The sequence below is a fragment of the Micromonospora sp. RP3T genome, assembly GCF_003027925.1.
GTDB lineage: Bacteria > Actinomycetota > Actinomycetes > Mycobacteriales > Micromonosporaceae > Micromonospora.
Map to the genome: position 1 here is coordinate 342,916 of NZ_PYPS01000001.1, position 12,306 is coordinate 355,221.

The 12,306-nt window shown below is 69.2% G+C and carries 8 protein-coding genes, 1 tRNA gene and 1 riboswitch; of the genes, 2 read left to right on the forward strand and 7 right to left on the reverse strand.

The genetic code is table 11. The features are described 5' to 3' along the window. Position 1: 1 nt before the first annotated feature. From C8054_RS01665 to C8054_RS01675, 3 genes are all read right to left on the reverse strand, one after another. Positions 2-265, reverse strand: coding sequence for a DUF305 domain-containing protein (locus tag C8054_RS01665; protein ID WP_233219422.1), 264 nt, complete (start codon positions 263-265; stop codon positions 2-4). Between the two features lie 25 nt (positions 266-290). Beyond that, positions 291-2,393 (reverse strand): heavy metal translocating P-type ATPase, encoded by a 2,103-nt coding sequence (locus C8054_RS01670; RefSeq protein WP_107154865.1) that lies wholly within the window; start codon positions 2,391-2,393, stop codon positions 291-293. A gap of 486 nt (positions 2,394-2,879) precedes the next feature. Further along, positions 2,880-4,142, reverse strand: a complete 1,263-nt coding sequence (locus C8054_RS01675; RefSeq protein ID WP_107154866.1) for an ATP-binding protein — start codon at positions 4,140-4,142, stop codon at positions 2,880-2,882. Positions 4,143-4,817: 675 nt separating this feature from the next. Here C8054_RS01675 and C8054_RS01680 point away from each other — a divergent pair. Further along, positions 4,818-4,890 (forward strand) — tRNA-Arg (locus C8054_RS01680). A 198-nt stretch (positions 4,891-5,088) separates the two neighbouring features. Next, a riboswitch (S-adenosyl-L-homocysteine riboswitch) is annotated at positions 5,089-5,164 on the forward strand. Positions 5,165-5,215: 51 nt separating this feature from the next. Continuing rightward, positions 5,216-8,803, forward strand: a complete 3,588-nt coding sequence (gene metH / locus C8054_RS01685; RefSeq protein WP_255562914.1) for a methionine synthase — start codon at positions 5,216-5,218, stop codon at positions 8,801-8,803. Positions 8,804-8,875: 72 nt separating this feature from the next. Here metH and C8054_RS01690 read toward each other — a convergent pair whose 3' ends face one another. The 4 genes from C8054_RS01690 to C8054_RS01705 all read right to left on the reverse strand — a co-directional run bounded on the left by C8054_RS01690 (position 8,876) and on the right by C8054_RS01705 (position 12,191). Continuing rightward, positions 8,876-9,430 (reverse strand): Ltp family lipoprotein, encoded by a 555-nt coding sequence (locus tag C8054_RS01690; protein WP_107154868.1) that lies wholly within the window; start codon positions 9,428-9,430, stop codon positions 8,876-8,878. A gap of 478 nt (positions 9,431-9,908) precedes the next feature. Next, on the reverse strand, positions 9,909-10,130 hold the full coding sequence (locus C8054_RS01695) for a ferredoxin (protein ID WP_107154869.1): 222 nt from the start codon (positions 10,128-10,130) through the stop codon (positions 9,909-9,911). Continuing rightward, entirely contained in the window at positions 10,127-11,332 is a 1,206-nt protein-coding gene (locus tag C8054_RS01700; protein WP_107154870.1) for a cytochrome P450, read from the reverse strand. The genes C8054_RS01695 and C8054_RS01700 overlap by 4 nt, the downstream gene beginning before the upstream one ends. Positions 11,333-11,456: 124 nt before the next feature. Then, positions 11,457-12,191, reverse strand: a complete 735-nt coding sequence (locus C8054_RS01705; protein ID WP_107154871.1) for a class I SAM-dependent methyltransferase — start codon at positions 12,189-12,191, stop codon at positions 11,457-11,459. Positions 12,192-12,306: the final 115 nt, after the last annotated feature.

Sequence of the window (12,306 nt, forward strand, 5' to 3'; positions counted from 1 at the left end):
GTCAGATCCTGGCCAGGATGGACCTCATCGTGTCGATCTCGGTCTGCTGGCTGGTGCTGATCCGTTCCGCGAGGGCCTTCGCGTCGGTGTTGGCGTCCTGGGTGGCCTCCGTCCGGCCCATCGAGATCGCACCCTCGTGGTGGGCGATCATCATGGTGAGGAACTGCTTGTCGAAGTCCCGCCCCGAGGCCGCCGCCAGCGCCACCCCGAAGCCGCCGATGACCGCCAGGCACACCGCCCAGCCGGGCAGCACGCTACCGGCCACCCGTCCCCGATTGCCGGACAACCCGTCACTGCTGGTCCTGCGGGCGTAGCCGCACCCGGCGCAGCAGCTGGGCGTTGAGCGCCACCACGATCGTCGACGCTGACATCAGCACCGCGCCGACGGCCGGACTGAGCGTCACACCCGCCCACGCCAGCGCGCCCGCCGCCAAGGGAAGAGCGACGACGTTGTAGCCGGCCGCCCAGGCCAGGTTCTGGATCATCTTGCGGTACGAGGCGCGGGACAGGGCGATCACTCCCGTCACACCGCGCGGATCCGAGGAGGCCAGCACCACCCCGGCCGACTCGATGGCCACATCGGTGCCGGCGCCGATGGCGATGCCCACGTCGGCCCGCGCCAGCGCCGGGGCGTCGTTCACCCCGTCGCCGACCATCGCCACCCGCAGGCCCCGCCGCTGCAGGTCCGCCACCGCGTCGTCCTTGTCCGCCGGCAGCACCTCGGCGAAGACCTCGTCCTCGCCGGGCCGGAAGCCGAGATCGGCGGCGACCGCCTCGGCGACCGGCCGCGCGTCACCGGTGATCATCACGATCTTCCGGACTCCCCGGTCGCGCAGGTCGGCGATCGCCTGCCGGGCCTCCGGGCGGACCTCGTCCTCCAGCGCGAGACTGCCGACCACGACGGCCCGGCCGTCGCCGTCGCCGTCGACGCGCAGCAGGTGCAGCACCGCCGCTCCTCGGTCGGACCACTCCCGCTGGTGGCGGGCCAGATCGTCGGGTACCGCCGCGTCCAGTTCGCGCAGCAGCGCCGGGCCACCGACCGCGTACGTCGTGCCGTCGACCTCAGCCCGCACGCCCCGGCCGGTCAGGGACCGGAATCCCGACGCCCGCCGGGACATCTGCCGCTGCTGCGCGGCGGCGACGATGGCCCGCGCCAGAGGGTGCTCGCTGTCGGCCTCGACCGCGGCGGCGACGGCGAGCACCTCGTCGTCGGAGACGTCGCCCACTCCGGCGACCCCGGTCACCGCGTGCTCGCCGCGGGTCAGGGTGCCGGTCTTGTCGAACAGCACCGCGTCCACCGTGCGCATCCGCTCCAGGGCGAGCCGATCCTTCACCAGGATGCCGCCCTTGGCCGCCACCGCGGTGGACAGGGCGATGACCAACGGAATGGCCAGGCCGAGGGCGTGCGGGCAGGCGATCACCAGCACCGTCACGGTGCGGACCACCGCCTCGTCGAGGTTCCCGACCAGGGTCCACACCACGAGGGTGACCACGGCGGTGGCGGTGGCGATGTAGAAGAGCCAGGCGGCGAACCGGTCCGCGAGCACCTGCGCCCGCCCACTGGACTGCTGCGCCTGCGCCACCAGCCGCTGGATGCCCGCGAGCGCGGTGTCGTCGCCGACCGCGTCCACCCGGACCCGGATCGCCGCGTCGGTGGCCACCGTGCCGGCCACCACCCGGTCCCCGACGCCCCGGGCGACCGGCCTCGACTCCCCGGTGATCATCGACTCGTCCAGCTCGGCGCCGCCGTCGATCACCTGCCCGTCGGCCGGTACCCGCCCGCCCGGCCGGACCAGCACCACGTCGCCGAGCCGCAGATCGGTCACCGACACCCGGTGTGGCTCGCCGTCGTCGCCGATGCGTTCCGCGTCGTCGGGCAGCAGCGCGGCGAGGGCCGCAAGCGCCCCCTGGGCCTGGCCGATCGCCTTCATCTCCTGCCAGTGGCCGAGCAGCATGATGGTCACCAGGGCGGCCAACTCCCACCAGAAGTCCAGGTCGAAGGCCCCGAGCGCGGTCGCCAGCGAGGCCACGTAGGCCACGCTGATCGCCATCGCGATCAGCAGCATCATCCCCGGCGCCCGGTCCCGCACCTCCCGCACCGCGCCCTGCAGGAACGGCCAGCCACCGTACGCGAACACCACGGTCCCCAGCACCGGCCCGACCAGGCCGATGCCCGGAAAGTCGAGCCGGTAGCCGAACCAGTCCATCACCATGTGACTCGTCGCCACGATCGGCACGGTGAGCGCGAGGCTCAGCCAGAACTTGCGACGGAACGCCTCCGGATCGTGCCCTGCGTGCTTGTCGTGCCCGCCGTGATCCCCCTGCCCGGACGTGCCGTGCCGCTGGCCCGCAGCTGCCGGGTGATCGCCGTATTGATGCGCGTCGTGGGACATCGTCTCGCCTCCTCACCGTCACCCTACCCCCCGGGGGTATCCTGTGATGGTGACTCACGACTCTTCGCCCGGACGGTCGACCCTGGCCACATGAGCATCCGCCGACGCGAACCCATCGCGCCGGCTGCCCACCGTGTGCGTCATGATCAACTACGGTCGTATGGAGTCTTCGAGTGTGGTCCTGGGCTGGGCGAACGAGGGCCCGGGGAACATGGGTGGACGCCTGTCGCTCTCTGCCACCCCAGGTGAACGCCCAGGTCGCTAGACTGTGCGCTCGCGCCCCCGTAGCTCAGGGGATAGAGCATCGGTTTCCTAACCCGACGCTCCACCGCTGTCCGCAGGCCGATGACCTGCGGCTCTTCGTTTCTTGGCCTCGTGTGCCGGTCGCTGCGCGGTCCAGTTGCGATCGCTTGCTGAAGATCAGCAGACCACGCCCTTTCGGTCCTCGGTGGCCCTGACCGGCTGAGGAGTGACCTGCGGGCGAGGTCAGTCTGCGGTCGAGGCGGAAACCTGCCACAGGGTACTTACCGGCATGGCGCGGAGTCTGTCGCCGAACGGCAGCGTGGAGGTTCCGGTATAGAGGACGATGCCGGCGATGAAGTCGTCGCCGAGGCGGTCGGCGAGTCGGCGTAGCCCGCGGAAGTCGTCGGGTCCGACGGTGGTGGCTGCTTTGACTTCGATCCCGACTACCTGACCAGCTCGGTTCTCCAGCACCGCGTCGACTTCGTACCTGCTCTGGTCGCGGTAGTGGGACAGGTCGACGGGCTGCTCGGACCAGGTTAGCTGCCGGGACAGCTCGGACAGGACAAATGATTCGAGCAGCGGGCCGAACGGTGCGCCCGGCCGGAGCAGTGCCCGGGCGTCGGTCGCGATCTCGTTGGCGGCGATGCCTGAGTCGACGAAGATCAGTTTCGACGCGGCGGTGGCCCGGGTGCCCAGGTTGCGGGACCAGCCCGGGATCCGTTTGATCAGGAAGATTTCTTCCAGGGCCTGGAGGTAGCGGGCGATCGTCGGCCGGCTCAGTCCGAGGGCGGATTCGAGGGAGTTGGCGGCGATGATGGTCGCGGACCTGGCCGCAAGCAGGCGTACCAGTTTGCGTAGCTCGCCCTTGTGCTGAATGTCGGACAGTTGCCGGACATCGCGGTCGATGAGCGCCTGGACGTAGGCGTCGAGGAACCGTTGGCGGCGGCGCGGGTCGGTACGGGTGGTGGCCTCGGGTAGGCCGCCGCGCACGATCCGGGCCGCGTAGTCGGCGCGGGTCACCTTCGACTCGTGTCGCAGGTCCGGACCGAGCGTGAAAACGGCGTCGATGAACCCGTCCGGCTCAGCGTCGAGTTCGCCTTGGGAGAACGGCCAGAGTTCCACGGTCTCCATCCGGCCGGGCAACGCGTCCGGGGCGGCGACCATGCCGAACAACCGTGACGAGCCGGTGAGCAGATACCGGCCCGGACGAGGGTCCTCGTCGACTGCTGCCTTGATGGCCAGCAGGAGTTCCGGAGCGCGCTGGATCTCGTCGACGACCAGGAGTTCGGAGGAGTCCACGAACCCGACCGGGTCGGCGATCGCCGCCGCCCGGTCCTGAGCCCGATCAAGATCGCGGCGCTCGGCCAGGCGATCGCCGGCAACGAGGCGAACCAGGGTGCTCTTGCCTGCTTGGCGTGCTCCGCTGATCAAGACGACGCGGGTGTCCGCCAGAGCGGCATTGACCTGCGCGGCGGCGCGGCGGGGGATCAGGTGCGAGGTGGGCACGGCGTCATGATAACGGGTGTATTTTCGATCTGCGAGGGCTTAGTCTTTCGATTTGCGGCACCAGTCGCGTTCGCTATGCGGTGATCTGGTGTTCGATATGCGGGCCACCTGGGCGGGGACGTTCGTGGAAGGGGTCGGCACCGCTCTCGAAGGTGCCCCAACCCCTTGCCGTACAGACGACAGTTGCGGCGGCAGAGCCGGTCCGGGCAGCCGCCGGTTCGGCTACTCGCCCGCCAGTGCGGTCGGATTTATCGCCCGGCAGGGGGTTTGGGCTTCGCGCTCTGTGGAGTCGGCTGCCCAACTAGCCACCCGTCCTTGGCCGTTGACACCAAGGCCGGGCGCAGCAGCAGGATATGCGTCCCATGGCTGGCAAGATCGGGGTTATGCGCAATCCGCGCGCAGCCAGCCTTGCAGCCTGTGCACCGCGAGGAGTGGGACCCGGGCGAGGGTGTAGGTCTTCGATGATGTGCGCGGTGTGTGCTCTCCAGCGGATGCCAACCCGGGTGAACCGGCGCCAACACGGGTCACTGCGGCCGACCGCCGGGCGCAAACCGGGGTTCGTGTGCTCGGCGTGTGGTCCTGGGCTGCGACAACGGCGGACGGGGGAACGTGGGTGAACGTGGGCCACTCCCTGCCACCCCAGGTGAACCCCAGGTCGCTAGACTAGGCCCTCGCGCCCTCGTAGCTCAGGGGATAGAGCATCGGTTTCCTAAACCGTGTGTCGCAGGTTCGAATCCTGCCGGGGGCACAACCAAGGCCTGACCAGCAGGGAGCCAGCCAGGCCCTTGGCGTTCATCCATGTGATTTCGAAACGCTCCGTACGCCCCTCAGTGAGCGCTTTTCATCCTGTGTAGTGGTTGGCTTCGACGTGCCGCCTGCCGCCGCGGCTGGACGCCGAGGCGTCACGGGACGACCAGGCGAGCGGATCGGGGTATCATATACCGGTCAGGCCGAGAGGCGCTGCAACGGGCGAAGCCCGCCACGCTCGGCTTTTGTGTCATCGACAAGGGCGCCTCCGAGCATCGGAGGCGGCTTTGAGCGCGTTACCTGACCATGGCAGTGCCGCATCGTCGCTGCGGCAGCTGATGTCGCAGCGTGTTCTGGTGCTGGACGGTGCCTGGGGAACGATGTTGCAGGGCGCGAAGCTCACCGCCGCGGACTATCGAGGCGACCTGCTCGTCGACCATCCGCAGGATGTCAGCGGTGATCCCGACCTGCTCAACCTCACCCGGCCTGATCTCATTCTGGACGTGCACCGGCAGTATCTGGCCGCCGGCGCCGACATCACCACCACCAACACCTTCACGGCGACGAGCATCGGCCAGGCCGACTACGGGCTCCAGCCACTGGTTCGTGAGATGAACGTTCAGGGTGCCCGGCTGGCCCGGCAGGCGGCGGACGAGTTCGATGGCCGGTTCGTGGCCGGCTCGGTCGGGCCCCTGAACGTGACGCTGTCGCTGTCGCCGCGGGTCGAGGACCCGGCGTATCGCGCCGTCGACTTCGACGAGGTGCGCGCGGCGTACGCGGAGCAGATCTCGGCCCTGGCCGAGGGCGGTGTCGACCTGCTTCTGATCGAGACGATCTTCGACACGTTGAACGCGAAGGCCGCGATCGCCGCCGCCCGCGAGGTCGCGCCGCAGCTGCCGCTGTGGATCTCCGTGACCATCGTCGACCTCAGCGGCCGGACTCTGTCGGGGCAGACCGTGGAGGCTTTCTGGCGCTCGATAGAGCGGGCCGATCCGCTGGTCGTCGGCGTGAACTGCTCGCTGGGCGCGGCCGAGATGCGCCCGCACGTCGAGGAGCTTTCCAAGATCGCCGGAACCTACGTGGCGTGTCACCCCAACGCCGGTCTGCCGAACGCTTTCGGCGGCTACGACCAGACGCCGGAGGAGACCGCCGGCCTACTCGGTGAGTTCGCCGCGTCCGGCTTGCTCAACATCGCCGGGGGATGCTGCGGCACCTCACCCGACCACATCGCCCGGATCGCCGCCGCCGTGGCCGGCACACGGCCACGGGCCGTTGCCGCCCTGCCGGAAACCACCCGGTTCAGCGGGTTGGAGCCGTTCGCGATCGGACCCGACACCGGGTTCGTGATGATCGGTGAGCGCACCAACGTCACCGGCTCGGCCAAGTTCCGCCGGCTCATCGAGTCGGAAAACTATCAGGGCGCGGTCGACGTGGCCCTGGAGCAGGTCCGCGGCGGCGCCAACCTGCTCGACGTCAACATGGACGCGGACCTGCTCGACAGCGAGCGCGCCATGACGACCTTCCTCAACCTCATCGCCACCGAGCCGGAGGTCGCCCGTATCCCAGTGATGATCGACAGTTCCAAGTGGACGGTTCTGGAAGCCGGCCTCAAGTGCGTGCAGGGCAAGGGTGTGGTCAACTCGATCAGCCTCAAGGAGGGCACGGAGTCCTTCCTGGCTCAGGCCCGCCGGATCCACGACTACGGCGCCGGCGTGGTGGTGATGGCCTTCGACGAACACGGCCAGGCCGACACCACCGAACGCAAGGTGTCCATCTGCGGCCGGGCCTATGACCTGCTCGTGGAGCAGGCCGGGTTCGCGCCGGAGGACATCATCTGCGACCCGAACGTCCTCGCGGTCGCCACCGGCATCGCCGAGCACAACGGGTACGCGAAGGCGTTCATCGACGCCCTCCCGCTGATCAAGGCGCGCTGCCCGGGGGCCCGCACCAGCGGCGGCATCTCCAACCTGTCGTTCTCCTTCCGCGGCAACGACGTGGTTCGCGAAGCCATGCATTCGGCGTTCCTGTTTCACGCTGTGCGCGCCGGGCTGGACATGGGCATCGTCAACGCCGGCCAGCTCGCTGTGTACGCCGACATCCCCGCCGACCTCGTCGAGCTCGTCGAGGACGTGATCTTCGACCGCCGCCCGGACGCCACCGATCGCCTGGTCACCTTCGCGTCGACCGTTACCGGTTCCGGTACGAAGCGTGCGGTCGACCTGTCCTGGCGCGAGGCGCCGGTGCACGAGCGGCTGTCGTACGCGCTGGTCCACGGCATCGTCGACTTCATCGAACAGGACACCGAGGAGGCCCGGCTGGGCCTCGACCGACCTCTCGATGTCATCGAGGGTCCGCTGATGAACGGAATGAAGATCGTCGGCGATCTGTTCGGCGCCGGCAAGATGTTCCTGCCGCAGGTGGTCAAGAGCGCCCGGGTGATGAAGCGCTCGGTGGCCTACCTCGAACCGTTCATGGAAGCCGAGAAGGAGCAGGCCCGTCTGGAGGGGCGGATCGATCCGGGCCGCGGGCAGGTCAAGGTCGTGCTGGCGACCGTGAAGGGTGATGTGCACGACATCGGCAAGAACATCGTGGGCGTGGTCCTGGGCTGCAACAGCTACGAGGTCATCGACCTGGGCGTGATGGTTCCGGCCAGCCGGATCCTGGACACGGCGGTCGCCGAGGGCGCTGACGTCATCGGCCTGTCCGGTCTGATCACGCCATCGCTCGACGAGATGGTCACAGTCGGTGCCGAGATGCAGCGCCGCGGCCTCAAGGTGCCCCTGCTGATCGGCGGGGCCACGACATCGCGTCAACACACCGCCGTGCGCATCGCCCCCTCGTACGACGGCACAACTCTGCACGTGCTCGACGCGTCCCGGGTCGTCGGCGTGTTGTCCGATCTGCTCGACGATGGCCGGGCCCGCGAGCTGGACCGCGCCAACCGCGTCGACCAGGAGCAGTTGCGCGAGGCGCATGCCAACCGGCGCTCCCAGCCGATGCTCGGCTTGACCGAGGCGCGCGCCAACCGCGAGGAGGTCGACTTCAGCGACCTGCCGACCCCGGACTTCACCGGCCGACGGACGGTCCAGCCCACCCTTCCCGAGCTGCGCGAGATGATCGACTGGCAGTTCCTCTTTCTGGCCTGGGAACTCAAGGGCAAGTTCCCGGCGATCCTGGATCAGCCGGTCGCCCGCGAGCTCTACGACGACGCCAACACCCTGCTCGACAAGATCACGAAGGACGGCTCCTTCCAGGCCCGAGGCATCTACGGCTTCTGGCCCGCGCACTCCGAGGGCGACGACATCGTCCTCGGCAACGGGGTGCGCCTGCCGATGCTGCGCCAGCAGACGGTCAAACCGGCCGGCCGCGACAACCGCTGCCTGGCCGACTACGTGGCCCCTGCCGGCGACCACCTGGGCGGCTTCGCCGTGACCATCCACGGCGCCGATTCCCTGGCCGCGCAGTACGAGGCCCAGCATGATGACTACCGCGCAATCATGGTCAAGGCATTGGCCGACAGGCTTGCCGAAGCCTTCGCCGAGTACATCCACCTGAAGGCCCGCCGCGACTGGTTCGAACCAGATGCCATGCCGGACCTCGCCGACCTGCACGCCGAACGCTTCCGGGGCATCCGACCGGCGCTCGGCTATCCCGCCAGCCCGGACCACAGCGAGAAGCGGGAACTGTTCGACCTGCTGAACGCCGCCGAGCTCGGCATCGGCCTGACGGAGTCCTTCGCGATGACGCCGGCAGCCAGCGTCAGTGGGCTGATCTTCGCCAACCCGGCGGCGAAATACTTCACCGTGGGCCGTATCGGCAAGGACCAGGTCGAAGACTACGCCGCTCGCCGCGCCACCAGCGTCGCCGACGTCGAGCGGTGGCTGCGACCGAATCTGGCCTATGAACCGTCGTGACGCCTATGCCGGCGAGGCGGGAGCACCACGCCGTGCGCGGTCGGTGACGACGAAGCGCGGCGTATGCCCGCCTCACATCACCTGATCGACGCCGTAGACGGCCTGTGCGTGCGTGTACCCCTCGAACTCCAACTGCTTGACCAGGCCCGAACGGGAGAACGCCTGGGTGTCGAGGTAGTTCTTCGCCGTCTTGGAGGCCTGTTTTCTGTAGTCAACCTTCAGGGAATCCACGGCTGCGGTCGCGATCTTCCTCGGGTAGCCCTCGAACTCCAACTGCTTGATCAGACCGGAGCGGGAGAACGCTTGAAATTGGAGGTAATTGGAGGCGGCCTCGATGGCGTTCTGCTGCTCTACGGACAGCTTCGGCTCGGCCGGCGCCGTGGTGGTGGCCTTCGGCTTCGGCTTCGGCGCCGCTGCGGTAGGCGCTGCGGTGGTGGGTGCTGCGGTGGTGATCTCCACCACCGGCGCTGCGGGGCTTTCTGTCGGGATTGAGGCTGCGGCGGTCGTCTCCGCGTTGGCGCTTCTTGCGGGCGGCGAGTCGTCACCGCCGACCGCCGCAGCGATAGTCACTCCGCCGCAGCAAAGCACCAGGACAGCGCCGACGGCCGCTCCAACGATGAGCTTCATGGGGCGTTTCTTCGGAAATTGCTGCGACTGCACAGCTGGATAACCGGGGGGCGGCGGAGCGCTGTAGCTCACTGATAGGACCCTTCGGGAGACTGTGTGTAACGGCGTACACGGCGAGTCTGCTCAGCCGGACCATCAAGAACCATCCCCGCTTCAGCCGATGATCTCCTCAGCCGTTGCTGGAGGTATGTCGGCCGACTGCCCGGACGTTCTGCTGCATCAGTTCGCCAGGGCGGGACATGTGGTTGTGAGCGCCTTGGGCGTTTCGTCTCCGTAGGGGACGGCGGTATCCACCATGCAGCGGACGCGCAAGGGTTTTCGTCTCGAAACCGAACGGTGATGTATGAGTACCGTCAGATGTCGGTGGCCGATGACGGTGCGTTCGGGCACCTGTTGACGAATCTGCATCGCTCCCCGAAACCCTCGGTGACCCACGACCCGCGGGAACGATTCCGGTGCGTCGAGGTCAGGCGTCGTGTCAGGCGGGAGCGATCAGCTCACCGTCGTCGTCGCGTACGGTGATCGCCTCGACCGGGCACGACTCGGCGGCGTCGATCACCGTCTCGTCCGGTTCGACAGTCGTCGCGACCGGGGTGGCCGACCCGGCCTCCAGGCGGAAGTGGGCCGGCGCCATGCCGACGCAGCCACCCGACCCGATGCAGCGCCGTGCGTCGACGGCGATCCGCCAGCCCGCGCTCACCAGGCCACCGGCATCCGGGCCAGACCTCGGACGATCATGCCGCTCTTCCAGGTGAGTTCCGGCTCGGGGACGGCGATCCGCAGCTCGGGCAGCCGGGCGACGAGCGTGCCGATCCCGACCTGTAGCTCCATCCGGGCGAGCTGGGCCCCCAGGCAGTGGTGCACGCCGTGCCCGAAACCGATGTGCGGATTGGTCTCCCGTCCGAGATCGAGCCGATCGGGGTCGGCGAAGACGGTCTCGTCGCGGTTCGCCGACGAGATCGAGCCGATCACTGGTTCCCCCGCCCGCACCAGCACCCCGCCGACCTTGATGTCCTCGGTGGCGTACCGGGCGAACGAGGAGGCCACCCCGAGCGGGACGTAGCGCATCAGCTCCTCGATCGCGGTCGGCACCCGGGCGGGGTCGGCCCGCAGCCAGGCCAGCTGCTCCGGGTGGGTGAGCAGGACGTACGCGAAGTTCGGCAGTTGGGTGACGGTGGTCTCGTGGCCGGCGGCGAGCAGCCCGGCGGCGAGCTGCACGATCTCCTGTTCGGTGAACCGGTCCTGGTCCTCGTCGCGCGCCCGCACCATCGCGCAGATCAGGTCGTCGGTGGGCGCCCGGCGTCGCTGCTGGACCAGCTCGCCGATGTACGCGTACAGGTTGTCGAGGTATTCCTGAATGCGCTCGGGCGGCAGCGAGGTGGTCGAGACGATCGCCTCCGACCAGACGTGGAACAGGTGCCGGTCGGCGAAGGGCACCCCGAGCAGCTCGCAGATCACCTGGATGGGCAGCGGGGTGGCGAAGTGCTCCACCAGGTCGGCCGGCGTCCCGCCGGCCACCATGGCATCGATGAGGTCGTCGGCGATCTGCCGGATGCGGGGCCGGAGCTGCTCGACCCGGCGGGCGGTGAACGCCTTGGCGACCAGCCGCCGCAGCCGGGTGTGCTCCGGCGGATCCATCGACAGGATGCCGCCCTCGATCTGCCTCGGGGTGAGCCGTGGCTCGTCCCGGCCGACGCTGGCGGCCCGGCTGAACCTCGCGTCGCCGAGGACGGTCCGCACGTCGGTGTGTCGGGTGGCGAGCCACCCCTCCTCGCCGAACGGCAGCCGCACCCGGATGAGCGGCTGGGTGCGCCGCAGCTCGGCGTAGCGCGGGTCGAGGTGGAGCCGGTCGGGTGGGCTGAACGGGTACGGCTGCGCGGTGACCTTGGCGACGTCCGGCATGGATCAACCCCCGAAGCAGGTCGGGTCACCCCCTGAACCACCAGGGGAGATCAGCTCATCGTGACGCATCGATTGCTGATCGTAGCGGAGCGCATGGGTCGGTGCCAGTGCGCTCGCGCGGCGCTCAGGCCAGCCGGTAGACCGACACGTGGGAGCGGGACTCCGCGGTGAACTCCGCGCCGGCCCAGTCGGCGTGCCGGCTCTCCAGCGTGAAGCCGGCCAACCGGCCCATCAGGTCCAGTTCGGACGGCCAGATGTAGCGGTGCGGGGTGCGGAAGACCCGCGCCTCGCGGCCGTCGCCGAAGTGGAAGTGGTGCGACACCACCCGCTGGCGCAGCACGTCGTAGGTGTCCAGGCCGATGTAGCCGGCCTCGGTGTGCCACACGGTCGCCTGCTGGCCCGGGGGCAGCTTGCGCAGCTCCGGCACCCACAGCTCGATCACGAACCGGCCGCCCGGCCCGAGGTGCCGCGCCGCGTTGCGGAAGCAGGCCACCTGCTGGTCCTGGTCGAGCAGGTTGGCGATGGTGTTGTAGACCAGGTAGACCAGGGTGAACTCACCCGGCGCGGTCGCGCCGGCCATGTCGCCGACCACCACCGGCACCGTGGCGGCGTCGACCTTCGTCCGCAACTGCTCCACCATGGGTACGGAGAGTTCGATCCCGCTGACCGGCACGCCGCGGGCGGCGAGTGGCACCGCCACCCGGCCGGTGCCGATGGCGAACTCCAGGGCCCGGCCGGTCCCGGCGAGCGCGGCGAGCCGGTCGACGGTGGGACCGAGCACCTCCGGCGCGAACATCCCGGTGCCCGGCGTGTCGTAGCGTCGGGCGGCCTCGCCGTCCCAGATCTCGTCCTGGCGCATCGGCCCACCATCGACGTCGACGACGCCGCGTGTCCAGCGCTTTCCGGTCGTCGTACGCGGCCTGCTTGTTACTCTCCGTCAATGGGTGGAGCCCCCCGGCGCTCAGGAACGCGTC

Coding starts and splice junctions, on each gene's coding strand:
- C8054_RS01670 (WP_107154865.1), bottom strand. CDS start 2,393: ATGTCCCACGACGCGCATCAATACGGCGATCACCCGGCAGCTGCGGGC.
- C8054_RS01690 (WP_107154868.1), bottom strand. CDS start 9,430: ATGAAGCTCATCGTTGGAGCGGCCGTCGGCGCTGTCCTGGTGCTTTGC.
- C8054_RS01700 (WP_107154870.1), bottom strand. CDS start 11,332: ATGCCGGACGTCGCCAAGGTCACCGCGCAGCCGTACCCGTTCAGCCCA.
- C8054_RS01705 (WP_107154871.1), bottom strand. CDS start 12,191: ATGCGCCAGGACGAGATCTGGGACGGCGAGGCCGCCCGACGCTACGAC.